23 protein-coding genes and 1 pseudogene are annotated in these 25,252 nt (G+C 70.3%); 12 read left to right on the forward strand and 12 right to left on the reverse strand.

The window, feature by feature from the left end:
* Nucleotides 1-23 precede the first annotated feature (23 nt).
* From IEY86_RS01255 to IEY86_RS01275, 5 genes are all read right to left on the reverse strand, one after another.
* Nucleotides 24-1,142, reverse strand: coding sequence for a DUF475 domain-containing protein (locus IEY86_RS01255; protein ID WP_189129544.1), 1,119 nt, complete (start codon nucleotides 1,140-1,142; stop codon nucleotides 24-26).
* Between the two features lie 111 nt (nucleotides 1,143-1,253).
* Complete coding sequence (locus IEY86_RS01260) at nucleotides 1,254-1,829, reverse strand: TerD family protein (protein WP_189129545.1); 576 nt, start codon at nucleotides 1,827-1,829, stop codon at nucleotides 1,254-1,256.
* A gap of 118 nt (nucleotides 1,830-1,947) precedes the next feature.
* On the reverse strand, nucleotides 1,948-2,523 hold the full coding sequence (locus IEY86_RS01265; RefSeq protein WP_189129546.1) for a TerD family protein: 576 nt from the start codon (nucleotides 2,521-2,523) through the stop codon (nucleotides 1,948-1,950).
* Nucleotides 2,524-2,641: 118 nt separating this feature from the next.
* A complete protein-coding gene (locus IEY86_RS01270) occupies nucleotides 2,642-3,115 on the reverse strand; it encodes a peroxiredoxin (RefSeq protein ID WP_189129547.1) in 474 nt (157 codons plus the stop codon).
* Between the two features lie 355 nt (nucleotides 3,116-3,470).
* Nucleotides 3,471-3,905 (reverse strand): DUF3052 domain-containing protein, encoded by a 435-nt coding sequence (locus IEY86_RS01275; RefSeq protein ID WP_189129548.1) that lies wholly within the window; start codon nucleotides 3,903-3,905, stop codon nucleotides 3,471-3,473.
* 483 nt (nucleotides 3,906-4,388) lie between these two features.
* Between IEY86_RS01275 and aceE the strand changes: the two genes are divergently transcribed.
* A complete protein-coding gene (gene aceE, locus IEY86_RS01280) occupies nucleotides 4,389-7,136 on the forward strand; it encodes a pyruvate dehydrogenase (acetyl-transferring), homodimeric type (RefSeq protein ID WP_189129549.1) in 2,748 nt (915 codons plus the stop codon).
* A gap of 226 nt (nucleotides 7,137-7,362) precedes the next feature.
* Here aceE and IEY86_RS01285 read toward each other — a convergent pair whose 3' ends face one another.
* Entirely contained in the window at nucleotides 7,363-7,641 is a 279-nt protein-coding gene (locus IEY86_RS01285; protein WP_189129550.1) for a DUF4190 domain-containing protein, read from the reverse strand.
* A 113-nt stretch (nucleotides 7,642-7,754) separates the two neighbouring features.
* On the reverse strand, nucleotides 7,755-8,234 hold the full coding sequence (locus tag IEY86_RS01290; protein ID WP_229698065.1) for a peptidase inhibitor family I36 protein: 480 nt from the start codon (nucleotides 8,232-8,234) through the stop codon (nucleotides 7,755-7,757).
* Nucleotides 8,235-8,911: 677 nt separating this feature from the next.
* On the opposite strand from IEY86_RS01290, the gene IEY86_RS01295 reads away from it, so the two are divergent.
* From IEY86_RS01295 to IEY86_RS01305, 3 genes are all read left to right on the forward strand, one after another.
* Nucleotides 8,912-10,105 (forward strand): alpha/beta hydrolase, encoded by a 1,194-nt coding sequence (locus IEY86_RS01295; protein WP_189129733.1) that lies wholly within the window; start codon nucleotides 8,912-8,914, stop codon nucleotides 10,103-10,105.
* Between the two features lie 98 nt (nucleotides 10,106-10,203).
* The gene (locus IEY86_RS01300) at nucleotides 10,204-11,061 is read left to right on the forward strand and encodes a DUF4429 domain-containing protein (protein ID WP_189129551.1); all 858 of its coding nucleotides are present in this window, start codon (nucleotides 10,204-10,206) and stop codon (nucleotides 11,059-11,061) included.
* 169 nt (nucleotides 11,062-11,230) lie between these two features.
* Nucleotides 11,231-12,061 carry a potassium channel family protein gene (locus tag IEY86_RS01305; RefSeq protein ID WP_229698089.1) on the forward strand — a complete coding sequence of 277 codons (831 nt, stop codon included), beginning with the start codon at nucleotides 11,231-11,233 and terminating at the stop codon, nucleotides 12,059-12,061.
* An 88-nt stretch (nucleotides 12,062-12,149) separates the two neighbouring features.
* On the opposite strand, the gene IEY86_RS01310 is transcribed toward IEY86_RS01305, so the two are convergent.
* Nucleotides 12,150-13,202, reverse strand: coding sequence for an aldo/keto reductase (locus IEY86_RS01310; protein WP_189129552.1), 1,053 nt, complete (start codon nucleotides 13,200-13,202; stop codon nucleotides 12,150-12,152).
* A gap of 7 nt (nucleotides 13,203-13,209) precedes the next feature.
* On the reverse strand, nucleotides 13,210-13,611 hold the full coding sequence (locus tag IEY86_RS01315; RefSeq protein WP_229698090.1) for a MerR family transcriptional regulator: 402 nt from the start codon (nucleotides 13,609-13,611) through the stop codon (nucleotides 13,210-13,212).
* 199 nt (nucleotides 13,612-13,810) lie between these two features.
* Here IEY86_RS01315 and IEY86_RS01320 point away from each other — a divergent pair, with 199 nt between their 5' ends.
* Entirely contained in the window at nucleotides 13,811-14,629 is an 819-nt protein-coding gene (locus IEY86_RS01320) for a serine hydrolase domain-containing protein (RefSeq protein ID WP_189129553.1), read from the forward strand.
* A gap of 12 nt (nucleotides 14,630-14,641) precedes the next feature.
* Here the strand turns inward: IEY86_RS01320 and IEY86_RS01325 are convergent, their stop codons facing one another.
* Entirely contained in the window at nucleotides 14,642-15,316 is a 675-nt protein-coding gene (locus tag IEY86_RS01325; RefSeq protein ID WP_189129554.1) for a pirin family protein, read from the reverse strand.
* Nucleotides 15,317-15,401: 85 nt separating this feature from the next.
* Between IEY86_RS01325 and IEY86_RS01330 the strand changes: the two genes are divergently transcribed.
* The 6 genes and pseudogenes from IEY86_RS01330 to IEY86_RS01355 all read left to right on the forward strand — a co-directional run bounded on the left by IEY86_RS01330 (nucleotide 15,402) and on the right by IEY86_RS01355 (nucleotide 22,096).
* Nucleotides 15,402-16,610, forward strand: a complete 1,209-nt coding sequence (locus tag IEY86_RS01330; protein WP_189129555.1) for a PucR family transcriptional regulator — start codon at nucleotides 15,402-15,404, stop codon at nucleotides 16,608-16,610.
* 89 nt (nucleotides 16,611-16,699) lie between these two features.
* Nucleotides 16,700-17,632 (forward strand): annotated as a pseudogene (locus IEY86_RS01335) (ACP S-malonyltransferase); the annotation flags it as partial.
* 324 nt (nucleotides 17,633-17,956) lie between these two features.
* Nucleotides 17,957-18,961: a ketoacyl-ACP synthase III gene (locus tag IEY86_RS01340; RefSeq protein ID WP_189129557.1), complete on the forward strand. Its 1,005-nt coding sequence runs from the start codon at nucleotides 17,957-17,959 to the stop codon at nucleotides 18,959-18,961.
* Nucleotides 18,962-19,024: 63 nt separating this feature from the next.
* Nucleotides 19,025-19,273, forward strand: coding sequence for an acyl carrier protein (locus IEY86_RS01345; RefSeq protein WP_189129558.1), 249 nt, complete (start codon nucleotides 19,025-19,027; stop codon nucleotides 19,271-19,273).
* A 105-nt stretch (nucleotides 19,274-19,378) separates the two neighbouring features.
* A complete protein-coding gene (gene fabF / locus IEY86_RS01350) occupies nucleotides 19,379-20,644 on the forward strand; it encodes a beta-ketoacyl-ACP synthase II (RefSeq protein WP_189129559.1) in 1,266 nt (421 codons plus the stop codon).
* A gap of 15 nt (nucleotides 20,645-20,659) precedes the next feature.
* Nucleotides 20,660-22,096, forward strand: a complete 1,437-nt coding sequence (locus IEY86_RS01355; RefSeq protein WP_189129560.1) for an acyl-CoA carboxylase subunit beta — start codon at nucleotides 20,660-20,662, stop codon at nucleotides 22,094-22,096.
* 130 nt (nucleotides 22,097-22,226) lie between these two features.
* Here IEY86_RS01355 and IEY86_RS01360 read toward each other — a convergent pair whose 3' ends face one another.
* On the reverse strand, nucleotides 22,227-22,721 hold the full coding sequence (locus IEY86_RS01360; RefSeq protein ID WP_189129561.1) for a DUF3145 domain-containing protein: 495 nt from the start codon (nucleotides 22,719-22,721) through the stop codon (nucleotides 22,227-22,229).
* A gap of 346 nt (nucleotides 22,722-23,067) precedes the next feature.
* On the opposite strand from IEY86_RS01360, the gene IEY86_RS01365 reads away from it, so the two are divergent.
* The gene (locus tag IEY86_RS01365) at nucleotides 23,068-24,009 is read left to right on the forward strand and encodes an SGNH/GDSL hydrolase family protein (protein WP_189129562.1); all 942 of its coding nucleotides are present in this window, start codon (nucleotides 23,068-23,070) and stop codon (nucleotides 24,007-24,009) included.
* A 106-nt stretch (nucleotides 24,010-24,115) separates the two neighbouring features.
* Here the strand turns inward: IEY86_RS01365 and IEY86_RS01370 are convergent, their stop codons facing one another.
* Entirely contained in the window at nucleotides 24,116-25,135 is a 1,020-nt protein-coding gene (locus IEY86_RS01370) for an NADP-dependent oxidoreductase (protein ID WP_189129563.1), read from the reverse strand.
* Nucleotides 25,136-25,252 lie beyond the last annotated feature (117 nt).

Here is a 25,252-nt window from a genome sequence, read left to right on the forward strand (position 1 = left end):
AGCGTTCCGCAATCGCGGTCGCGTCACACCGAGATTTCGGTCTTCTCGTCCGAACCCGAGCCGCCTTCGTCCTCGGCCTCCTCGCGGCGGTTGCGCACCACCGAGGACCAGAAGGACGCGGCGATCAGGAAGACACCGACCAGGCCGGTGACGACCTCGTTGATCTCGTACTTGATGGTCACGAGCAGGATGACGGCCAGAGCGCCGATCGCGTAGTGCGCGCCGTGCTCGAGGTAGACGTAGTCGTCCAGGGTGCCCTTGCGGACCAGGTAGACGGTGAGCGACCGCACGTACATCGCGCCGATGCCCAGGCCGAGCGCCATCCAGAAGATGTCGTTGGTGATCGCGAAGGCACCGATGACGCCGTCGAAGGAGAACGAGGCGTCCAGGACCTCCAGGTACAGGAAGAGGAAGAACGCCGCCTTGCCCGCGAGGCCGACGGCCGACGGCCGGCCGGCCTTCTCGGCCTCCGCCTCGGCTTCCTCCTCCTCTTCGAGCTTGTTCTCGAAGTGCCCGGACAGACCGCCGACGATCAAGTAGGTGACCAGACCGGCGATACCGGAGAGCAGGACGGTGGAGGCCTTGTCACCGCCGTCGTGGGCGACGTCCGTGGCGAAGGTGGTCGCGGTGATGATCAGGGCGATCAGCGCGATGGTGACCGAGAGCATGTCCAGCTTGCCGAGCTTGGCCAGCGGGCGCTCCAGCCAGGCCAGCCACGCGTGCTCGCGCTCCTCGAAGATGAAGTCGAGGAAGATCATCAGCAGGAACATACCGCCGAAGGCCGCGATGGCCGGGTGCGCGGCGGTCACCAGCTCCTGGTAGTGGTCCTTGTTGTTGATCGCCAGGTCGACCGCCTCGATCGGACCGAGCTTGGCGGTGATCGCGACGATGACGACCGGGAAGACGAGCCGCATGCCGAAGACCGCGATGAGCACGCCGACGGTGAGGAAGATCTTCTGCCAGAAGGCGTTCATCTTCTTCAGGATGCTGGCGTTGACGACCGCGTTGTCGAACGACAAGGAGATCTCGAGGACGGACAGGATCGCCACCACGGCGAAGCCTTCCCACCCCCACACCCAGGCGGCGAAGGCCAGTCCCACGGCAGTGATGCCGAGGGACCAGCCGAAGGTTCGGAGGAGCACTGGTTGTCCTAACTCAAGAATCGGTTGCAGGTCGATGGGGTCCGCGCCAGGAGGGGACGTCGGATGAGACGGCCTGAAACACGATGATCCCCCGGGCTGTCCGCAGCAGTTTTACGAGACGTTGACCCCGAAGTCTAGAGCGATGCCCCGCAACCCGGATGCGTACCCCTGTCCAACGGCCCGGAACTTCCACTCGCCGCCGTACCTGTAGAGCTCGCCGAAGATCATCGCTGTCTCGTTGGAGGCGTCCTCGGTGAGGTCGTAGCGCGCCAGCTCCGCCCCGTCGACCTGGTTGATGACGCGGATGTAGGCGTCCCTGACCTGACCGAAGCTCTGTCCGCGGTTCTCGGCGTCATAGATGGAGACCGGGAAGACGATCTTGTCGACGGACTGCGGGACCTGGAGCAGGTTCACCAGGATCGTCTCGTCGTCGCCACCGGTACCGCCGACGAGCTCGTCACCGGTGTGCTCGACGGAGCCGTCGGGACTCTTGAGGTTGTTGTAGAAGACGAAGTACTCGTCCCCGAGGACCCGTCCGCCGCCGCACAGCAGTGCGCTGGCGTCGAGGTCGAAGGGGGCGCCGGTGGTGGACCGGGCCTCCCAGCCGAGGCCGACGGCAACCTGCGTCAGGTTCGGAGCGGCCTTGGTGAGGGAGACATTTCCCCCCTTGGCGAGCGTTACGCCCATGTTGTCCTTTCCTCCCGGTCGATCCAACGAAAGTCGTGCCCGATCGCACGCGGCGCCGCACACCCGAGGGCGTGCGGCGCCGCGTCGATACCGTTGTCCCGCTCGTTCGCGCCGGGCCTCAGACGTTGACGCCGAAGTCCTGGGCGATGCCGCGCAGGCCGGAGGCATACCCCTGGCCGATGGCGCGGAACTTCCACTCCGCCCCGTTCCGGTACAGCTCGCCGAAGACCATGGCGGTCTCCGTCGAGGCGTCCTCGGTGAGGTCGTAGCGGGCCAGCTCCTGGTTGTCGGCCTGGTTCACGACGCGGATGTACGCGTTGCGAACCTGTCCGAAACTCTGCTGGCGCGTCTCGGCCTCGTAGATCGAGACCGGGAAGACGACCTTGGCGACATCGGCCGGAACGGCGGCCAGGTTGACCTTGATCGCCTCGTCGTCGCCCTCGCCCTCACCGGTGAGGTTGTCACCGGTGTGCTCGACGGAGCCGTCGGGGCTCTTGAGGTTGTTGAAGAACACGAAGTGGCTGTCGGAGATGACCTTGCCGTCCGCGTTCGTCAGCAGGGCGCTGGCGTCGAGGTCGAAGTCCGAGCCGGTGGTGGTGCGCGCGTCCCAGCCGAGTCCGACGAGAACCGCCGTCAGGTTCGGCGCGGCCTTGGTCAGCGAGACGTTGCCGCCCTTGCTGAGGCTGACTCCCACGAGTCCTCCCATTGGTCGAGGAGCACACTCCCGTGCCCCCGTAGTGCGGATGCCATCGGATCAACAGTTTTGATCCTAGTAGTCGGGTCGCCCGGGTGGGGACCCGTTACGCAGGCCCTTACAGGGCGTTGAGGGCCTTGAGGTACTCCTTCAGGTCACGGGCGTCGGAGATCGCGTTGACGACCGTCCAGCGCACGATGCCCTCCTTGTCGATGACGAACGTGCCGCGCATGGCGCAGCCCTTCCCCTCGTCGAAGACGCCGTAGGCCCGGGAAACGTCACCGTGCGGCCAGAAGTCGGACAGGAGCGGGTAGTCCAGGCCCTCCTTCTCGCTGAAGACGCGGAGGGTGAACGGGGAGTCGTTGGAGACCGCGAGGATCTGCACGTCGTCGTTGACGAACCGCGGGAGTTCGTCGCGGACCGCGCACAGCTCACCGGTGCACACACCCGTGAACGCGAACGGGTAGAACAGCAGGACCACGTTCTTGCCCGGGGCGGTCTCGCTGCCGCGGAAGTCGGACAGGCGAACCAGCTCGCCGTGCTGGTTCTTGAGCTCGAAGTCCGGTGCTACAACGCCGGCCTCGATCGCCATGAGCGCACATCCCTTCGTGGAATCCACCCCGTCCGGCATCGGTGCCGGACGTCGGGAACAGTCTGGCACCAGGAGCCCGGGCGGTGATCGCCCGGCCCCATCCCGGCGCCCCGGCGCCCCGGCGGCCACGGCCCGGTCCCGAGAGACCCGGCGCCCGGACGGAACGGCGGCCCCGCCGGCCCCGAGAACCCGGTGGCCGGCGGGGCGGCCGCGGGCCGGGGCGCGGAGCGCGGACATGCGGAACGCGGACATGCGGCGTGCGGGCATGCGCACTGCGGGCATGCGCACTGCGGGCATGAAGAAGCCCCGCCGTTGGTACGGCGGGGCCTCCAGTGCGGTACGGGTCCGGTGTGGCTCAGCGCTTTCCGGAGCGCGCGGCCTTCGGTGTCACCAGGCGGCTGCCCGACCAGTCCTTGCTGGCGTTGAAGCTGCTGGTCTGGGCCAGGCCGGCGGTCGCGGCGGCCTCGCCGATGTCGCTCGGCTCCACGTATCCCGGACGGCCGGTCTTCGGCGTCAGCAGCAGGATCGGGGCGCCGTCGTCAACGGCGGAAGTGGCATCCACCAGGGCGTCGGTCAGGTCGCCGTCGTCCTCGCGGAACCACAGCACCACGGCGTCGGGGACGTCGTCGTAGTCCTCGTCGGCGAGCTCCGTGCCCGTGAGCTCCTCAATACTCTCCCGGAGCTCCTGGTCGGAGTCCTCGTCCCAACCAAGCTCCTGGACCACCTGTCCGGGCTGGAATCCCAACCGGCTTGCCGGGTTGGACTCCGCGTGGCCCGCGGTCGCGCTCACGGATTGCCTCCTGTCTTCGGTATGTTCTTCGCCCCCGACCTCCGTCCGGGGCTGTGGCCGTAGTCCACACGGGCCGGGCGGATCGCGCAAGTACCCGGCGGGCGATCCCGCCCAAACGTTGACGTGTCGCCCTATCCCGCACGGAAGCCAGTGATACAGGCCACTGGCGTTTGCGGTGCTTCTTCCTGGATTCTGCCCGCTTTCCCGACAATGGCTGACTTATGTCGCCCAGATATGCCACACCGCCGAACGGCCGTACGTGAACCCGGCTCCGCGCGTCGCTCCACCAGCCGTGGTCCGGGCATCGACCCCGCGGGCGTAGAGTGACGATTTGGCCCCCGCCTGGCCGCGGAGACACCCCTTTCCGCGGCCGCGTCTCACGGAGTGGCAGTTACCGCCCAGTAGAGATGACGTATCCGCGAGCGCGGTACACGATGGAGGCGGCGCGACACACCAGAGTTAGACCGACAGTGAAGGAACAGCGTGGCTTCCGGATCCGATCGCAACCCGATCATTATCGGCGGCATGCCCAGCCAGGTCCCGGACATCGACCCGGAAGAGACCGGCGAGTGGATTGAGTCGCTCGACGCCGTCGCGGACGAACGCGGCCGCGAGCGCGCCCGCTACCTCATGCTGCGTCTCCTTGAGCGTGCCCGCGAGAAGCAGATCGGCGGCCTCGGCCTGCGCGGCACCGATTACATCAACACCATCCCCACCGAGAGCGAGCCGTTCTTCCCCGGCAACGAGGAGATCGAGCGCAAGGTCCTCGCGGCCACCCGGTGGAACGCTGCGGTGATGGTCTCCCGCGCGCAGCGGCCCGGCATCGGCGTGGGCGGTCACATCGCCACCTTCGCCTCCTCCGCCTCCCTGTACGACGTGGGCTTCAACCACTTCTTCCGCGGCAAGGACAGGGGTGACGGCGGGGACCAGATCTTCTTCCAGGGCCATGCCTCCCCCGGTATCTACGCCCGCGCCTTCCTGCTGGACCGGCTCAGCGAGAACCAGCTCGACGCCTTCCGGCAGGAGAAGTCCAAGGCCCCCCACGGTCTGTCCAGCTACCCGCACCCGCGGCTGATGCCGGACTTCTGGGAGTTTCCGACCGTGTCCATGGGCCTCGGCCCGCTGGGCGCGATCTACCAGGCCCGGATGAACCGGTACATGGAGGCCCGCGGCATCGCGGACACCGCGAACTCCCACGTGTGGGCATTCCTCGGTGACGGCGAGATGGACGAGCCGGAGTCGCTCGGGCAGCTCAGCCTGGCCGCGCGCGAGGGCCTGGACAACCTCACCTTCGTCGTCAACTGCAACCTGCAGCGCCTCGACGGCCCGGTCCGCGGCAATGGCAAGATCATCCAGGAGCTGGAGGCCTACTTCCGCGGCGCCGGATGGAATGTGATCAAGCTCGTATGGGACCGCTCCTGGGACCCGCTGCTGGCGCAGGACGTCGACGCCGTCCTGGTCAACAAGCTGAACAACACCCCGGACGGGCAGTTCCAGACGTACGCCACCGAGACCGGCGCGTACATCCGCGAGCACTTCTTCGGTGACGACCACCGCCTGCGCAAGATGGTCGAGAACCTCAGCGACGACCAGATCCTGCACCTCGGCCGCGGCGGGCACGACCACCGCAAGATCTACGCGGCGTTCAAGGCGGCCAAGGAGCACAAGGGCCAGCCGACCGTCGTCCTCGCGCAGACGGTCAAGGGCTGGACGCTGGGCCCGAACTTCGAGGGCCGCAACGCCACGCACCAGATGAAGAAGCTGACGGTCGAGGACCTCAAGCGCTTCCGCGACCGGCTGCACATCCCGATCACGGACCAGCAGCTCGAGTCCGGCGCGCCGCCGTACTACCACCCCGGCCGGAACTCCGAGGAGATCCAGTACATGCACGACCGCCGCAGCTCGCTGGGCGGCTACGTGCCGACCCGCGTCGTGCGGTCGAAGCCGCTGAACCTCCCGGACGACAAGGCCTACGCCGCCCTGAAGAAGGGCTCCGGCAACCAGCAGATCGCCACCACCATGGCGTTCGTCCGGCTGCTGAAGGACCTCATGCGGGACAAGGAGATCGGCAAGCGCTTCGTGCCGATCGCCCCGGACGAGTACCGCACCTTCGGTATGGACTCGCTCTTCCCCTCGGCGAAGATCTACTCGCCCATGGGCCAGACCTACGAGTCCGTGGACCGCGAGCTCCTGCTGGCGTACAAGGAGTCCGCGAGCGGGCAGATGCTGCACGACGGCATCTCCGAGGCGGGCTGTTCGGCATCGCTGATCGCGGCAGGCTCCGCCTACGCCACGCACGGCGAGCCGCTGATCCCGGTCTACGTCTTCTACTCGATGTTCGGCTTCCAGCGCACCGGTGACCAGTTCTGGCAGATGGCCGACCAGCTCGCGCGCGGCTTCGTCCTCGGCGCCACCGCCGGCCGGACCACCCTGACCGGTGAGGGCCTGCAGCACGCCGACGGCCACTCGCAGCTGCTCGCCTCGACCAACCCGGCCGCCGTCGCGTACGACCCGGCGTTCGGCTTCGAGATCGCGCACATCGTCAAGAGCGGCCTCGAGCGGATGTACGGCTCCACGCCGGAGCACCCGCACGGTGAGGACGTCTTCTTCTACCTCACCGTGTACAACGAGCCCATGGTGATGCCCGCCGAGCCCGAGGGCGTCGACGCGGAGGGCGTCGTCAAGGGCCTGTACCGGTACAAGGCCGGTGAGTCGGGCGGGATCCCGGCGCAGATCCTCGCCTCCGGCGTGGCCGTTCCTTGGGCCCTGGAGGCCCAGCGGATCCTCGCCGAGGAGTGGAACGTCAAGGCGGATGTCTGGTCGGCGACCTCCTGGAACGAACTGCGCCGCGACGCGGTGGCCGTGGAGGAGCACAACCTCCTCCACCCGGAGGAGGAGCAGCGTGTCCCGTACGTGACGCGCAAGCTCCAGGGCTCCGAGGGCCCGTTCGTGGCGGTGTCGGACTGGATGCGGGCGGTGCCGGACCAGATCTCGCGCTGGGTGCCGGGCACCTGGCAGTCGCTGGGCGCCGACGGCTTCGGCTTCGCGGACACCCGTGGCGCTGCCCGGCGGTTCTTCCACATCGACGCCCAGTCGGTGGTCCTGGCCGTGCTCACCGAGCTCGCCAAGGAGGGGAAGATCGACCGCTCCGCGCTGAAGTCGGCGATCGACCGCTACCAGCTGCTCGATGTGGCCGCTGCCGACCCGGGCGCCGCCGGCGGCGACGCCTGACGGTGGCGGCACCTGGCACCGGAGCGCCTCACAGCGAGGCGCGCTGAGCGCCGGGTACCAACCCCGACAGGGGTACCACGCCTGCGACAGGGGCGGTGGTGCGCCGGACTCTCCGTCCGGCCGCCCCCGCCCCCGCTGCGTGAGGGGCGGGGCTGCGTGGGGGATTGGCCGCGTGAGGGGCGGGGCTGTGTGAGGGGCCGGGCTGCGTGCGGGCTGGGCGGCCGCGTCAGAAGAGCATTCCGGTGGTCGCCGCGGTGCTGAGCCATATCACCGCCAGGACGGTGTCGATCCAGCCGAGCACGAACGCCGCCGTCGCCATGCCGGGCCTTCCGCCACTCCACCTGCGGCCCATGGCCAGCCAGCCGAAGACGATCGCCAGCGGCCCGAGCACGATGCTCAGGACGAAGAGTCCGACGATTCCGCAGACCAGTCCCGCTACGGCCATGCCGCTCGCGTCCGAGCGAGCCGCACCTGTCCGCCTGCTGTGCCCGAAGCTCGACATCATGTCTCCTTGGGTGTGGGGTTGGGTGTGGGGCTGCTGTCTCCTCTCCGTCGGCTTCCCCCGGACCTCCGGCCCATGCCCCCGTCGGTTCTCCCTCGGTTCTCCCCGATGTCCGGTCAGTTCTCCCAGACCTGGAACGCCCGTACGACATAGGGCGCTTCGGGGACCCAAGTGCCGTCGCCCGGATAGGTGTCGAACTCGCCCTCCGTGCCGCACTCACGGTCCTGGTAGGTGGTGACCGGCCGCCCGATGCGGTTGGCGAACGACCGCGCGCTCACCCCTTGCGGTAACGGCACACAGCTCTCGATGCCGGCTGTGGACAGGTCCCAGGTGTACCGCTGCCCGCCATGGTTCAGACCGGTCCAGGCGCAGAACTCCCCTCGATCGCACGTGGCGCCCGCGGCGGCCCCCGCCCGGCGGCCGTGGGCGGTGCCCGCAACGCCGCCGCCCTTTGCTGCGGCAGCCTGCGTGCCGCCCGGGGCGCCGCTCCTCGCGGCCCGCGCGGCGGCGCTCGTCACTGGCGCGGTCATGGCCGTAGTCGTCGTAGCGGCCAGGGCCGCCGTGGTGATCAGAACGGCGATGATGGCACGTCGCATATGGATCAGCTCCCCCGGAGAACTCGAGTGGAAGGACGCCGTCCGCCCGGCGTCCCCGAATGCCCCAAGCCTTCCTCCGCCCCGTCCCCGCTGCCAAGATCTCGCGGCTCCGACCACCCGGACGAGCGGCCGACCAGGTGCCGAAATCGCGGGGGCCGACACCCGATCAGGTGAGGGGCCCGCCCGGGTAGACCCAGAAGCCGCCCGAGAAGCCGCCGCAGAAGCCGCCCGAGAAGCCCGCCCCGGAAGTCGGCCCAGGAACCGCCGGGCGGCCGAGCCCGGGCCACCCGTCGGCTGCCCGACTGCTCGATCGGTCAACCGTTCGGTCCGTTCGAGCGGCCCCGCCGATCGGGCGAGCCCACCCGACAGTTGCGCGAGTCACACATCCCCCGGAATCACTATCCGGTCATACATGATGAAATCGGACCTATGTGACAACAGACGGCCCGTCATGTTCGCCTACGCGAGTGGCCTGGTCACCCGAAGTGAACGCGACCGAGTGAGTTTGCGTAAATCTGTACGTGACCTGACTCACCGAACGTGCGCAGGCGCCTTTCACTCTCCTAGGGTGGGCCGCGGTGAATGTTCTCAACTCCCTCGACGAGCAGCTGAGCGGCTCCTCGTCGCAAACGGATTCCCCAGGCACGGTCTCGCCCCGCTCGGTCGGGTGGGCCTGGCTGCGCGCTGTGGCCCAGGATGTGACGTCTCCGGGCCGGGCGCTGCTGGCGCTCGCCGTCGTGTTCCTTCTCCTGGCCACGAGTGGCTGGACCGCCCAGCGCCACCTGGGCCAGGCCAAGGACCCCAGAGCCCTGGCGCTGTCCGCGTGGCTGCACGGCTCGGTCAACGCGCACCGGCTGCCCCGCCCCGACGCACCGCCGCAGACCATCGCGCACTTCTTCGCGACGCTCACAGCCCATCAGCGGGCCCGGCTGGCGCATCGGTACCCCCTCGTGGTGGGGAACCTCAACGGCGCTCCGGCGACGCTGCGCTACCGCGCCAACCGCATCTCCATCCACCGCGCGCTCAAGGCGGAGCGGCGCCGCCAGCACACCGCCCTGCTGAACGACGCGGGCCGCTGGGAGTCCCGGCGGCGGGTCCACCGGTACCTCTCGCTCCTCCATGCCGGCCGGCAGATCTTCTCCTTCGACCCGTCGGGGCGCGGCAAGGCGGCCGAGGTCTTCGGCAACCTGAACACCGCCGACCGCGTGTCGGTCCTCGTGCCCGGTGTGGATGTCGACCTGCTGTCGTTCGAGCGGACCGACAAGCCGCGGACGGCGCCGGTCGGCATGGCGCGCTCGCTCTACAACTCGGCGCGCCGTACCGATCCCAAGGCGCGTATCGCGATGATCGCCTGGGCCGACTACCGAACTCCGGTGGGGATAGGGGTGGACGCGGCCACCGGCACCCTCGCCTCGCAGGGCGCCGACCGGCTCGAGCAACTGGTGGCCGCGCTGCCGCGGAAGGTCTCGACCTCGCTGTTCTGCCACAGCTACGGCTCCGTCGTGTGCGGCATGGCGGCGGCGGGGCTGCCCAAGCACAAGGTCTCCGACATCGCCGTCTTCGGCAGCCCCGGTATGCGCGTGGACCGGGCTTCCGACCTGCACACGGACGCCCGTGTGTGGGCCGCCAGGGATCCGAGCGACTGGATCGAGGACGTGCCCCATCTGGAGTTCGCGGGGCTCGGGCACGGCGCGGACCCGGTCTCCCCCGGCTTCGGCGCACGGGTGGTCGACGCGGACAACGCCCACGGCCACGCCGGATACCTCGAACCCGGCACGGCGAGCCTGCGCAACTTCGCCCGCCTCGCCGTCGGCAAGTACTGGTCCGTCTCATGCGCCACGGGTAACACCTGCACCACGGGCATCGTTTGAAACATGCGTTGCGCGAGCAGCGTTGAGGGAGGCGGATTTCGACGCGCGTAGCGTCCGAGCCCAGGACGGCTCCCCGCCCCGCGCCTACGATGGCCTGCATGGGTGACGTGCTCGCCGGCAGCAACGCCGCATGGGAGTTCGGCGCGGATTCGGTACTGATCCGCTACGACCGGGGGATCCGCACGCCGAAGCTTCTCCAGGTGCTGGCGGAGCGCCGGATCCCCTACGAGGCCCTGGCCGGGGTCTCGCTCGCCCCGGGCAGACGCGGCACGGTCGTGCTGCGCGCCCGGCCCCGCCCGGGAGCCGATCCGCTGATCGACGCGGCCGCGGACCAGCTCAAGGAGGTCAGCGACCCCTACCGCCTGGTGCTCCCGGGCGAACGGGCGCTCCTCGCCGAGTCCTGCGCCGACCGCCTGCGTTCGGCGATCGACGGTTCGGGGCCGCCGCCCCAGCGCTACCTGGTGACCGCTCCCCCGCCCCCCTTGCAGTTCAAGGGCATCGACGCCAAGGCCACGTTCGACGGCCGCGCGGTGACCTTCCGCCTGTTCTGGAGCGGTGCCTCCTCCACCAAGTGGAAGGCCGGTGACCAGACGTTCGAGGTGTCGGAGCTGGCCGGGGTCGAATGGCACTCCCCCGACGTGCTCAGCGGCCATCTGCGGCTGCTGGTACGGGGCGAGGACCAGCCCGCCGACGCCTCGCACGACCCCGCGGCCGTCACCTTCGGGATCGGCTACGGGCTGGTGCACGAGTCGCTGCCGTTCGCGGCGAGCGTGCTCGAGGCCATCGGCTCCGCGCCCATGGCCACCTCCGCCGTCCCACCGCTCGACCCCCTGGAGCGCCCCGCGCCGAGCGAGGTCGCCGCCCGTATCCGGGAGCTCGGCGAACTGCACAGCGCGGGGTTCGTGACGGACGAGGAGTTCACCGCGAAGAAGGCCGACCTCCTCGCCGAGCTGTGAGTACGGCCAGGTGAACGGCGCCGACGCGGTGGACGCGGCCGAGGCGAACGCGCATGACGCGAACACGGCCCACGCGCGTGACGCGAACGCATCCGCCGTGAAAGCGTCCGACGCAAACGCGTCCGCTGTGCAAGCGGCGGAGCCGAAAGGGCGGTCGGGGGTGGCGGGGATCGACATCGTGGGCATCGACACCGAGCGCCTCGAGGAGGCCGGAGAGATCCGTCTGGCGCGCTGGGAACGGCACACTCAGGGGCCGCTGCTCGCGCTCGCCGTGCTGTTCACCGCCGCCTACGCCGTCTCGATCCTCATGCCCGGCCACCACCGGGTGCACCATGTGGCGACCTGGGTGGAGTGGGTGGTCTGGGCGGCGTTCGGCGCCGACTACGTGGGGCGGCTGTCCCTCGCCGAGCACCGCTGGCGGTTCGTGCGCGGCAACCCGCTGGCACTGATCACCGTCCTGCTGCCGATCATGCAGCCGCTGCGCCTGCTCCGGGTCGTCTCCGCGGTCCTTCTGGTGGGGCAGCGGGTGCGCCTGGCCGATCAGGTGCGCCTGACCACCTATGTGGTGGGCTCGGTCTTCACCCTGCTCGTCTTCGGCGCCCTGGGTGTGCTCGAGGCCGAACGAGGCTCCCCCAACGGCAATATCCGCACCCTCGACGATGCCATGTGGTGGGCCTTCACCACCATGACGACCGTCGGCTACGGCGACCACGCCCCGACCACCGGCCGGGGGCGGCTGATCGCCGTCGGGCTGATGCTCTCGGGCATCGCCCTGCTCGGTGTGGTGACCGCCAATATCGCGGCCTGGTTCATCGCCCGGTTCCAGGAGGAGGAGGCGGAGGGCAGGCGCGGCCAACAGGTCCTGGAGGAACTGGTGACCGAGGTGCGGGCGCTGCGCGGGGAGGTCGCCGCCCTGAAGGCGGCGCAGGCACCCGCGCCTGCGGCCGCACGTCACGGGGGCGGGAACGTCACCACCGACGTCCCCGCCCCCGAGGTGTGAGCCCACGCGGACCCGGCCCGTGCCCCCGCTCCGCCCGGGTCGGGCCGACCGGTCCCGATCGGAGAGGGCCGACTCCGCCCGGACGCAATCAGCCCTCGCGCGCCGCCGACGTCGAGCTCATGTCCGGGTAGCGGTCGCCCGTCACCTGTTCGGCGATCGGCTCGAGCTGCGCCAGCTCGTCCTGACTCAGTGTCAGCCCGACGGCGCCGACGTTCTCCAGCAGCCGCGAGCGCTTGCGCGTGCCGGGGATCGGGACGACGCTCAGGCCGTGCACCTCGGCACGCTGCTGTACCCAGGCGAGCGCGACCTGCGCCGCCGTCGCCCCGTGGCTCGCCGCGATCTTGTGCACGGGCTCGAGCAGGGCGGCGTTGGCCTTGGCGTTCTCCCCGGTGAAGCGGGGCTGGTACTGCCGGAAGTCACCGCTCTCCAAGTCCTTGGAGGCGTCGGCGAAGGCGCCGGTCAGGAAGCCTCGGCCGAGCGGCGAGTAGGGCACGAAGGCCACTCCCAGCTCCTTGGCCGCGCCCACGGCCGAGCGCTCCACGTCGCGGCTGAACAGCGACCACTCCGACTGGAGCGCCGCGATCGGGTGCACGGCGTGGGCGGCACGCAGCTCGGCACCGGTCACCTCGGACAGGCCGAGGTGGCGCACCTTGCCCTCCGCGACCAGCTCGGCCATCGCGCCCACGGTCTCCTCGATGGGCACGGTCAGGTCCCGGCGGTGGGCGTAGTACAGGTCGATGACGTCCACACCGAGCCGCCGCAGGCTCCCCTCGACGGCTCCGCGGATGTACTCGCGGTCGCCGCGCACGCCCCGGTAGTGGGGGTCGTCGGCCTTGCGCACTATGCCGAACTTGGTGGCCAGGAGCACCTGGTCGCGGTTGGCCCGCACGAAGGGGCCGATGAACTCCTCATTGGCACCGCTGCCGTAGACGTCGGCGGTGTCGAACATCGTGACGCCCGCGTCGAGCGCGGCCTGGAGGGTGTCCCGGGCCTGCGTCTCGTCGGTGGCTCCGTAGAACTCGCTCATGCCCATGCAGCCCAGCCCCTGCACCCCGACCCGGGGGCCGTCGGTGCCGAGCGGGGCGGTGGGAAGTGTGCCTGCCGTGCTGTTCGAGCTCTCTGTGGTCGAGCCGTTCGTCATCGTGAGATCAAACCCTCTCCTGCGCCCTGGTGGCGCCCGCATATGTACCGATCTTGTGGTCCAGCACCGTGAGGGAGTCCTGGAGCTCGGCGATCCGGTTGTGCACGACCTCGCGATGGGCCTCCAGCAGCTCCCGCCGCTCGACGAATGTGTGCTCGCCCTCGCGCACCAGTTCGGCGTAGCGGACCATGTCCGCCACCGGCATCCCGGTCAGCCGCAGCTTGCCGACGAAGTCGAGCCACCCCAGGTCCTTGTTGGCGAAGCGGCGCTGCCCGGTGTGCGAGCGGTCGACGTGGGGCATCAGCCCGATCCGCTCGTACCAGCGCAGGGTGTGCGGGCTCAGGCCCGTGTACTCGGCCACCTCACTGATCAGGTAGCGGTCCTCGCCGTCGGGACGGGGGAAGCGGATGGGCTCCGCGCAACCGGCGGTGGCCGGGTTCTCGGTCTCCTGTGCCTCGAGCGTCTCCAGCAACGACACGGCTACCCCATCCCGGTTCGACTCGACTGCCTGCCTGCCGCCCTCGCGGTGCCCTCAAAGCTACTTACTTGGAGTGCACTCCAAGCAAGCGGATTCGGAGGTGGTTTTCCGTCCGGTTAGAGTCACCGTCATGGAGAGTCTGCGGGCGATGGACAGCTGGCCGGTCGAGAACGCCACCGCGGTGGTGGTGGGTCGGGACGGAACGGTGCTGGGCGCGCACGGCCCCACCGACCGCCCGTACCGCCTGGCGTCCGTCACCAAGCTGCTGACCTCCTACGCGTCGCTCATCGCCGTCGAGGAGGGCGCGCTCGCGCTGGACGACCCGGCCGGTCCCGAGGGGGCCACGGTGCGGCATCTGCTCGCGCACACCTCCGGTCTGGCCTTCGACGAGCACCGGGTGGTGGCCCCTCCCGGTGAGCGCCGCCTGTATTCGAACGCGGGCATGGAGGTGCTGGCGGACACCGTCGCCAAGGCCGCCGAGATACCGTTCGAGGAGTATCTGCGCCAGGCGGTCCTGGTGCCGCTGGGCATGGCCTCGACGACGCTGAACGGCTCTCCCGCGTGGGGCGCGTACTCCAGCGCGGACGACCTGGCCCGGTTCGCCGCCGAGCTTCAGAGCCCGCGCCTGCTCGACCCCTCGACCATGGCCGAGGCCACGCGAGTCGCCTTCCCCGGCCTCAAGGGGGTGCTGCCGGGCTACGGGCACCAAAGGCCCAACGACTGGGGCCTCGGCTTCGAGATCCGCGACCACAAGAGCCCGCACTGGACCGGCTCCGCCTCCTCCCCGGCCACCTTCGGGCACTTCGGGCAGTCCGGAACGTTCCTGTGGGTGGATCCTTCGGCGGACGCGGCCTGCGTCTGCCTGACCGACCGCGACTTCGGCCCCTGGGCGGTCCCTCTGTGGCCCGCGTTCACGGACGCGGTCCTGGCCGGACTGCCCCGGCCGTAGCCAGGACAACGGCTATCCGAAGCTCAGATCCTTGCGCATCTCCCACACCAGGAACTCGGCCCCCTCGGGCACGAACACCCGCTCACCCGCCGCGTCCGTGATGCGGGCCGAGTCCCCCGGACCCAGTTCGTGCCCGTCCAGCCGCAGGGACCCGCGCACCACATGCAGGTAGACGAACGGCGCCGACGGCAGCTCCACCTCCTCTCCACCGCGCGGACGGGCCGCGCGCAAGGTGGCGTGCGGCAGCCGCAGCACGGTCACCAGCCCGCCCCGGCCGAGATCCACCACGCGCTGCTCGTACCGGGGATCACCGCCGAAGGCGTCCGGCTGCACCCACATCTGCACGAAACGCACGGGTGAGGCGCCCACGTTCCGCTCGGTGTGCGTCACGCCTCCGCCCGCGCTCATCCGCTGCACCATGCCCGGCCGCACCACGCCCCCGCGCCCGGCCGAGTCCCGGTGCTCCAGTTCGCCCTCGACGACCCAGGTGACGATCTCGGTGTCCCGGTGCCGGTGCTCGCCGAAGCCCGCGCCCGGCTCCAGGCACTCCTCGTTGACCGCGATCAGCGGCCCGAAGTGAATGTTCCGCGGGTCGTAGTGGTCGCCGAACGAGAAGGCGTACCGGGACACGATGCCCTCGGAGCCCCCCGTCAGCCGCTCGCTGCCCCGCCTCACGTCGACCGCCATCACGTGCCACCTCCGACGTCATCCTCCCGTATTCCGTGAGCACCCCGTACCTGAGCACTGCCTGCGGTAAGGCAGGCTTGTGTCTGTGCCTGAAGCCTCCCCCTCCGCCCCGAATGACCGCGACGACGACAGCCGCGTCGGTCACGCGGCCACCCTGCGCCGTCTGGAGAAGTCCGCGGGATCGCTCGCCGCGGCCGCCATCGCCCGCATGGATGAATCCCTTCCGTGGTACCGGGCGATGCCCCCGGAGAACCGCTCGTGGATCGGCCTGGTCGCCCAGGCGGGCATCGCGGCGTTCACCGAGTGGTTCCGCCACCCCGAGACCAAGCAGGCGATCAGCACCGACGTCTTCGGCACCGCGCCGCGTGAGCTGACCAGGGCGATCACGCTGCGCCAGACGGTGGAGATGGTGCGCACGACCATCGAGGTCATGGAGGAGGCCATCGAGGAGGTCGCGGCGCCCGGGGACGAGGCGCTGCTGCGGGAGGCGCTGCTGGTGTACGCGCGGGAGATCGCCTTCGCCACCGCGCAGGTGTACGCCCAGGCGGCGGAGGCGCGGGGCGCCTGGGACGCCCGCCTGGAGTCGCTCGTGGTCAACGCGGTGCTGTCGGGCGAGGCCGACGAGGGTGTGCTCTCCCGGGCCGCCGCGCTCGGCTGGAACGCGCCCGAACAGGTCCTCGTGGTGCTGGGGACCGCGCCCGACGGGGACAGCGAGCTCACCGTGGACGCGATCCGGCGGGCGGCCCGGCACGCCAGGCTCCAGGTGCTCACCGGGGTGCTCGGCGACCGCTTGGTGGTGATCGCCGGGGGGAGCACCGACCCTCTGCACACCGCGCGCGCGCTGATCGGTCCGTTCGCCCCGGGGCCGGTCGTGGTGGGCCCCGTGGTGCCCGATCTGCTGTCGGCGACACGCTCCGCACAGTCGGCGGCGGCGGGCCTGAAGGCTTGCGCCGCCTGGCCCGACGCCCCCCGTCCCGTTCTCGCGGACGATCTTCTGCCGGAGCGGGCGATGGCCGGAGACACAACGGCCCGCGACCAGCTGGTGGAGGAGATCTACAGACCATTGGAGGAAGCGGGCTCCGCCCTGCTGGAAACACTGTCCGTGTACCTCGAACAGGCCTCCTCCCTGGAGGGTGCGGCACGGATGTTGTTCGTTCACCCCAACACCGTCCGCTACCGGCTGCGACGTGTGACTGACGTCACCGGCTGGTCGCCTTCCGATGTACGTTCGGCATTCACTCTGCGTACGGCCCTTATCCTCGGACGACTGTCGGACGCCGAGCAGCCGCTCTAGGTAGTTGTTGGGTGCCTACAAATCGCCTGTGAGTTCTTCGTCCGCGTCCCCACGCGCACCGGACCCCCTCGGCGAGAGAGAGTGTGAAGGTGCTCGTACTCGTCGCTCCCGGCCAGGGCGCTCAGACGCCCGGCTTCCTCAGTCCCTGGCTCGAACTTCCCGGTGTCGCCGACCGCTTGAACTGGTGGTCGGCCGTCGCGGGCCTGGACCTCGTCCACTACGGCACCAAGGCCGACGCGGAGGAGATCCGTGACACCGCCGTGGCCCAGCCCCTGCTGGTCGCCGCCGGTCTCGTCTCCGCCCTGTCGATATTCCCCCACCCCTCCGACGGCCAGCGCCTCGTCGGCGCCGCCGCCGGACACAGCGTCGGTGAGATCACCGCCGCCGCGGGCACCGGCGTCATCACGGCAGAGTCCGCGATGGCCCTGGTCCGCAGGCGCGGCCTGGCGATGGCCGAGGCCGCCGCGGTCACCGAGACCGGGATGTGCGCCGTCCTCGGCGGCGACCCGGAAACCGTGCTCGCCAAGATCGAGGAGCACGGCCTCACCCCCGCCAACAGCAACGGCGGCGGCCAGATCGTGGCCGCCGGCACCATGGAACAGCTCGCCGCGCTCAAGGACGACAAGCCCGAGGGCGCGCGGGTCCTGCCGCTGAAGGTCGCGGGCGCGTTCCACACGCACCACATGGCGCCCGCCGTCTCCACCCTGGAAGCGCTCGTTCCCGGCGTGACCGTGCGCGACCCGCGCACCCGCTACGTCTCGAACGCCGACGGCCAGGTCGTGCACAGCGGCACGGACGTCATCAAGCGGATCGTCTCCCAGGTCTCCAACCCGGTCCGCTGGGACCTGTGCATGGAGACCTTCAAGGAGCTCGGCGCCACGGCGATCATCGAGGTCGCCCCCGCCGGAACCCTGGTCGGCCTGGCCAAGCGCGCCCTGCCGGGTGTGCAGACCCTCGCCCTGAAGACCCCGGACGACATCGACGCCGCCCGCAAGATGATCGCCGAACACGGCGAGGCGGCGGGCAACCCGCTGGAGCACTCCCCGACGTGGCGGCTCGCCGTGGCCCCGTTCAAGGGGATCGTGCGGGTCAGCGACATAAGGCCCGGCCATGTCCTGGCCCCGGGCACCGAGGTGGCCGTGGTCGCCAACAACCGCGAACAGCAGGCCGTGGCCGCGCAGCACGGCGGTACGGTCGTCGAATGGCTGGTGGAGGACGGCGACCCAGTCTCCCCGGGACAGCCCCTGCTCCGCCTCCACCCCGAGGCGTCCCCGGAGTAAGGCGCCGCACCGACGGCCCCCAGCCCCCCGCCCACGCAGCCGTTCCAGGAAGGGACGCCCCCTGCTATGACCGCCAAGATCACATCGCCTCGAGGTGCCGCGTTCGCGCGGATCCTCGGCGTCGGCGGATACCGCCCGTCGCGTGTCGTGCCCAACGAGGAGATCCTCAAGCACATCGACTCCAGCGACGAGTGGATCCGCTCCCGTTCCGGCATCGCCACCCGGCACTGGGCCGGTCCCGACGAGACCGTCGCCGAGATGTCGCTCATCGCCGCGGGCAAGGCCATCGCCGACGCGGGTATCGACGCCGAGGACATCGAGGCGGTCGTGGTCGCCACGGTCTCGCACTTCAAGCAGACCCCGGCCATCGCCACCGAGATCGCGCACCGGGTCGGGGCCGGCAAGCCGGCGGCGTTCGACATCTCGGCGGGCTGCGCGGGCTTCACCTACGCCCTGAACCTCGCCAAGGACATGGTCACCGGCGGCAGCGCCGGACACGTCCTGGTGATCGGTGTGGAGCGCCTGTCCGACCTGACGGACCTGACCGACCGCGCCACGGCGTTCCTCTTCGGCGACGGCGCCGGTGCCGTCGTCGTCGGCCCCTCGGAGGAGCCGGCCATCGGCCAGGTCGTCTGGGGCTCCGAGGGCGACAAGTCCGAGACGATCTCGCAGACGGCCTCCTGGGAGGAGTACCGCGAGGGAAGCCCGGACAGGTTCCCGGCGATCCGTCAGGAAGGCCAGACGGTCTTCCGCTGGGCGGTCTACGAGATGGCCAAGGTGGCCCAGCAGGCGCTCGACGCGGCCGGGATCACCGCGGACGACCTGGATGTGTTCATCCCGCACCAGGCGAACATGCGCATCATCGACTCGATGATCAAGGCACTGAAGCTGCCGCCGCACGTGGCGGTGGCGCGTGACGTCGAGACCACCGGCAACACCTCCGCCGCCTCCATTCCGCTGGCGATGGAGCGGCTGCTCGCGGCCGGCGAGGCCAGGAGCGGTGACACGGCACTCGTCATCGGCTTCGGGGCGGGTCTCGTGTACGCAGCCACTGTCGTTACCCTCCCGTAGCGGACCGCATCCGCGATCCGTTCACACCACCCCCGCAGAAGCAACACAACGAAGGAGCGCCTGATGGCCGCCACGAAGGACGAGATCGTCGAGGGTCTCGCGGAGATCGTCAACGAGATCGCCGGTATCCCCACCGAGGACGTTGAGCTGGACAAGTCCTTCACCGACGACCTGGACGTCGACTCGCTGTCCATGGTCGAGGTCGTTGTCGCCGCGGAGGAGCGCTTCGAGGTCAAGATCCCGGACGACGACGTGAAGAACCTCAAGACCGTCGGCGACGCCGTGGACTACATCCTCAAGGCCCAGGGCTGACAGCCCGGCCCGTCACACCCTGACGGGCACCCGCCAGGACGACGCGCCTGTCGCCACCTCGCGTGGCGCCGCACATCCTCACACCGACACGTGGAGACAATTCCTGTGAACGCGACCAACCGCACCGTGGTCGTCACCGGTATCGGCGCGACCACCCCGCTGGGTGGCGACAGCGCATCGACCTGGGATGGCCTGATCGCCGGAAAGTCCGGAGTCAAGGCTCTGGAGCAGGAGTGGGCCGCGGAACTGCCGGTGCGCATCGCCGCACCGGTGGCCGTGGACCCCTCCGAGGTCCTGCCCCGGCCGCTGGCCCGAAAGCTCGACCGTTCGGCGCAGTTCGCACTGATCGCCGCCCGCGAGGCATGGGCCGACGCCGGTTTCACCGCCCCCGCGGACGGCAGCCAGGTCGCCCCCGAGCGGCTCGGCGCGGTCATCGCGTCGGGCATCGGTGGGGTGACCACCCTGCTCGACCAGTACGACGTGCTCAAGGAGAAGGGCGTCCGCAAGGTCTCCCCGCACACCGTGCCGATGCTCATGCCGAACGGCCCGGCCGCCAACGTAGGACTGGAGATCGGCGCCCAGGCGGGCGTGCACACCCCGGTGAGCGCCTGCGCCTCCGGCGCCGAGGCCATCGGCTACGCGATCGAGATGATCCGCACCGGCCGCGCCGACGTCGTGGTTGCCGGAGGCACCGAGGCCGCGATCCACCCGCTGCCGATCGCCGCCTTCGCCAACATGATGGCGATGTCCAAGAACAACGACGACCCGCAGCGCGCTTCGCGCCCCTACGACAAGGCCCGTGACGGCTTCGTGCTGGGCGAGGGCTCCGGCGTGGTCGTCCTGGAGTCGGCCGAGCACGCCGCCAAGCGCGGCGCCAGGGTCTACTGCGAGGCCGTCGGGCAGGGGCTGTCCGCGGACAGCCACCACATCGCCCAGCCCGAGCCCACCGGGCGCGGCGTCGCGGCCGCCCTCCAGAACCTCTTCGACACCGGCGACGTCAAGCCCGCCGAGGTCGTGCACATCAACGCCCACGCCACCTCGACCCCGCAGGGCGACACCGCCGAGATCAAGGCACTGCGCAAGGTGCTCGGCGACGACCTCGACCACGTGGCCATCTCCGGCACCAAGTCGATGACGGGTCATCTGCTGGGCGGTGCGGGTGGTATCGAGACCGTCGCGACGGTTCTCGCGCTGCATCACCGCACGGCTCCCCCTACGATCAACGTTGACGACCTCGACGCCGAGATCGAGGCCGACGCCGACATCGTGCTCGGCGAGCCGAGGGCACTGCCCGAGGGCACCATCGTGGCCCTCAACAACTCGTTCGGCTTCGGCGGCCACAACGTCGTCCTGGCCTTCCGCCGGTCGTAAAGGGGCCAAACGGACATGACCATCACCAACGCGGCCCCGGTGGCCGCGCCCGCCAAGGGTGCCAAACCGGACCGCGACAGCGACCCGCGCAACCCGCGGATCCGCCTTCGTGCCCTGCTGGACGAGGGCAGTTACCAGGAGATCTCGGAGTACGACCGCTCGGGCATGCTCGCCGCGATCGGCACCGTGGGCGGCACCAAGGTCGTCGCGTTCGCGTCCGACCCGACCGTGCAGGGCGGCGCCATGGGCATGGACGGGTGCGACGTCGTCGTCCGCGCCTACGACCGCGCCGTCGCCGAGGGAGCGCCGATCATCGGCATCTACCACTCGGGTGGCGCAAGGCTGCAGGAGGGCGTCGGCTCGCTTCACGCGGTCGGCCGAATCTTCAACGCGATGATCCAGGCCTCCGGCCGGATCCCGCAGATCTCCGTGGTGCTCGGCGCCGCGGCCGGTGGCGCCGCGTACGGTCCCGCGCTCACCGACGTCGTCATCCTCGCCCCCGAGGGCCGGATCTTCGTCACCGGACCCGACGTGGTCCGCTCGGTGACCGGCGAGGACGTGGACATGGCGCGTCTCGGCGGCCCGGAGCCGCACGGCCGCCGCTCCGGTGTCGTGCACGTGCTCGCGCAGTCCGAGCGCGACGCCATCGACCAGGCCAGGCGCCTGGCCGACCTGCTCGGCAACCAGGGCGAGCTGGACGTGGACTCCGTCGAGGAGCGCGCGCTCGCCGACGTGCTGCCGGAGTCCCCCAAGCGCGCCTACGACGTGCACCCGCTGGTCGCCCGTGTCCTGGACGAGCCGGGGCTGGAGCTGCACGCGAAGTGGGCGCCGAACATCACCACGACGCTCGGCCGCTTCGGCGGGCGCACGGTCGGTGTGGTCGCCAACAACCCGCTGCGCCTCGGCGGTTGCCTGGACTCCGCCTCGGCGGAGAAGGCGGCGCGGTTCGTGCGCATGTGCGACGCGTTCGGCGTTCCGCTGGTCGTGCTCGTGGACGTCCCCGGGTACCTGCCGGGTGTCGGCCAGGAGTGGGACGGTGTGGTGCGCCGCGGTGCCAAGCTCCTGCACGCGTTCGCCGAGTGCGTCGTCCCGCGGGTCACCCTGGTCACCCGTAAGTCGTACGGCGGCGCGTACATCGCGATGAACGCGCGCTCGCTGGGCGCCACCAAGGTGTTCGCCTGGCCGACCGCGCAGGTCGCGGTGATGGGCGCGGTCGCGGCCGTGCGCATCCTGCACCGCCGCAAGCTGGCCGAGGTGCCGGACGAGCTCAAGCCTCAGGTGGAGCTCGAACTCGCGGCCGAGCACGAGATCGTGGCCGGCGGTCTGAACAAGGCCATGGAACTCGGCGTCGTGGACGAGGTCGTGGAGCCGGACGCCAGCCGCAAGGCCATCGCCCGCGCCATCGCCGAGGCCCCGGCGAGGCGTGGCCGGCACGGCAACATCCCGCTGTAGCGGGTGGACGCTCGCACACATACGCGGGGGCCCGGCGGAATCCGCCGGGCCCCCGCGTATCTGCGGTGCGCGGTGTGCGCGATGGGAACGGCGGGCCGCGACCGCTGCGCCGTGCCGTGGGTGCGGGGCGTCACACCACCTGGTGGAGCCAGCGGACCGGGGCGCCCTCCCCCGCGTACCGGAAGGGCTCCAACTCGTCGTCCCAGGGCTTCCCGAGGAGCTTGGCGATCTCGGCCTCGAGGTCCGCCTCCCCGTTGTGGGCACGCAACAGCGCGGCACGCAGCCGGTCCTCGGGGATGAGGATGTCGCCGTGCATGCCGGTCACCGCGTGGAAGATGCCGAGCTCCGGGGTGCTGCTGTAGCGCTCGCCCTCCGCGGTCGGGCACGGCTCGGCGGTCACCTCGAAGCGGAGCAGGTGCCAGCCCCGCAGCGCGGACGCCAGTTTGGACGCCGTACCGGGCTCCCCCTGCCAGGAGAACTCGGCCCGCCAGGTGCCCGGCGAGGCCGGCTGGCGGATCCAGTCAAGGCTTACGCGCACGCCGAGCACGCCCGCGACGGCCCACTCGACGTGCGGGCACAGCGCGCGCGGCGCGGAGTGCACGTACAGAACTCCACGTGTCGTCACCGGGACCTCCAGACTGTGGACGAGGTTCGCCTTCCCCAGCGGCCTCGTGCCCGTTCGCCTGGCGGGCTCGATTCAGGACAGACATTGTGCCCCATTGGTCACTGTCATACCAGTTCCCGAAGTGACATTCGGTAAACGCTACCGACACCAAAGGCGCACAAAGGGGACATGTAACGACAGGGCGTGACTCATTTCAAGCCAAAAGTACGCTCCGTGATCTTCTTCACGCCGCAGCGGGTTCGCATCCGTACGACACTCGGGGAAAACGCTACCGTGCAAGGACGCCTGAAGAGTGACGTACCGTCGGGCCCAACCGGATATCACCCGCTCGTCCGAGGGGAGTTCGATGCGAGAGCAAGCCCCGCGCCGCCGGGGCGCCTGCGTGGCCGCTGCGGCGGTCGCCGCGCTGCTCGCCGGCTGTGGTTCGGCCGACCATCCCTCGACCCGCTCCGCCTCGGCCTCACCCGCTCGCACAGCGGCCTCGCACCACCCTCCGCCGGTGTGGAAGAAGATGCCCCGAACGGTGGCCGCGGTCGGTGACTCCATCACCCGTGGGTTCGACGCGTGTTCAGTGCTCGCCGACTGCCCCGAGGTCTCCTGGGTCACGGGCACGGACGACCGGGTCGGCAGCCTGGCGTCCCGGCTGCGGCCGAAGAGTTCACGCGGCGGCCACCGCGCCGGGTCCGGCAAGGAGGCGGGGCAGACCGTCAGGAACAGCTGGAACCTGGCCAGGAGCGGCGCCAGGATGTCCGACCTGCCCCGCCAGATCGACGAAGCGGTGGAGAAGCGGCCGGACATGGTGGCGGTCCTGATGGGCGCCAACGACGCCTGCCGCAGCAGCACCGGGGCCATGACGCCGACCGCGGAGTTCCGCCAGGACTTCGAGGACTCGCTCTCCACGCTCCACAAGGAACTCCCCGACACCCGCGTCCTCGTGGCCAGTGTCCCCGATCTGGAGCACCTGTGGCAGGTCGGACGGCAGAACCCCCTGGCCAAGCAGGTGTGGCGCCTCGGCATCTGCCCCTCGATGCTGAGCCGCCCCGACTCGACCGCGGTGAACGACCAGGAGCGCCGGGCGTCGGTCGGCGAGCGTGTCGACGAGTACAACGAGGTGCTCAGGCGCTCCTGCGCCAAGTACCCGTCCTGCACCTTCGACGGCGGGGCGGTGCACGCGCTGCGGTTCTCGATCGGCGATCTGAGCCCGTGGGACTGGTTCCATCCGAGCGTGCGGGGACAGGCGACGCTGGCGCGTGTCCTGTACGAGGTGGCGTTCAAGGAGCACGCGTAGACGCGGGGGCCGCGGTGAAACGCGGAGCGCCCCCGGCCCGCGTCCGCGGTCCGGGGGCGCCTGGCTGTGCGGCGTCGTGCGATGCCCCGATCAGGGGTCCGGACGCCTACTCGGGGATCTTGACGATCATCTTGCCGATGTTCTCGCCGCGCAGCATGCCGAGGAACGCGTCCACCGCGTTCTCGATGCCCTCGACGACCGTCTCGCGGTAGCGCAGCTTCCCCTCGCGGATCCAGCCGCCGACCTCTTCCACGAACTGGCCCTGCAGGTGGGCGTGGTCACGCACCAGCACGCCCTGCAGGCGCAGGCGCTTGCCGATCAGCTGCGTCAGATTGCGCGGGCCGGGCGGCGGCTCGGTCTCGTTGTACTGGGCGATGGCCCCGCACACCGCGGCGCGGCCGTGCACCCTGAACGCGTCGATGGCCGCCTCGAGATGGTCGCCGCCGACGTTGTCGAAGTAGACGTCGATGCCGTCGGGAGCCGCCTTCGCCAGTTGCTCGCCGACGGGGCCGTCCTTGTAGTTGAAGGCGGCGTCGAAGCCGTACTCCTCCTCGAGCACCCGCACCTTCTCGGCGGAGCCGGCGCTGCCGATGACGCGCGAGGCGCCCTTGAGCCTGGCGATCTGGCCGACCTGGCTGCCCACCGCGCCGGCGGCGCCGGAGACGAAGACGATGTCGCCCTCCTTGAGCTGGGCAACCTCCAGCAGGCCCGCGTACGCCGTCAGGCCCGGCATGCCCAGGACGCCGAGGTAGGCGCTGAGCGGAGCCACGTCCGGGTCGACCTCGACCGCGTGCTTGGCCTCCACGAGGGCGTACTCGCGCCAGCCGAGGCCGTGCAGGACATGGTCACCGGGCTCGAATCCCTCGGCCTTGGAGGCGACGACGCGGCCGACCGCTCCGCCCTCCATGGGGGCGTCGAGCCGGTACGGCGGGACGTAGGACTTCACGTCGTTCATCCGGCCGCGCATATAGGGGTCGACCGACATGTAGAGGTTGCGCACCAGGATCTGCCCGGGCTCGGGTTCGGCGGTGGGAGCCTCCCGGACGGCGAAGTCCTCATGGGTGGGCCACCCGTGCGGGCGGGAGAGCAGATGGACTTCGCGGCCGGTGGTGGGCAGTTGGGACATGGGGGTCGGTCTCTCCTCGGGGCGTGGGCGTGCGGGGGAAAGCTTCAATACCTCAACCAACGATGCACCTACATAATTGAGATTGTCAAGTAAACCTCCTCCGGCGCGCCGCCGGAG

It is taken from the genome of Wenjunlia tyrosinilytica, assembly GCF_014646055.1.
Lineage (GTDB): Bacteria > Actinomycetota > Actinomycetes > Streptomycetales > Streptomycetaceae > Wenjunlia > Wenjunlia tyrosinilytica.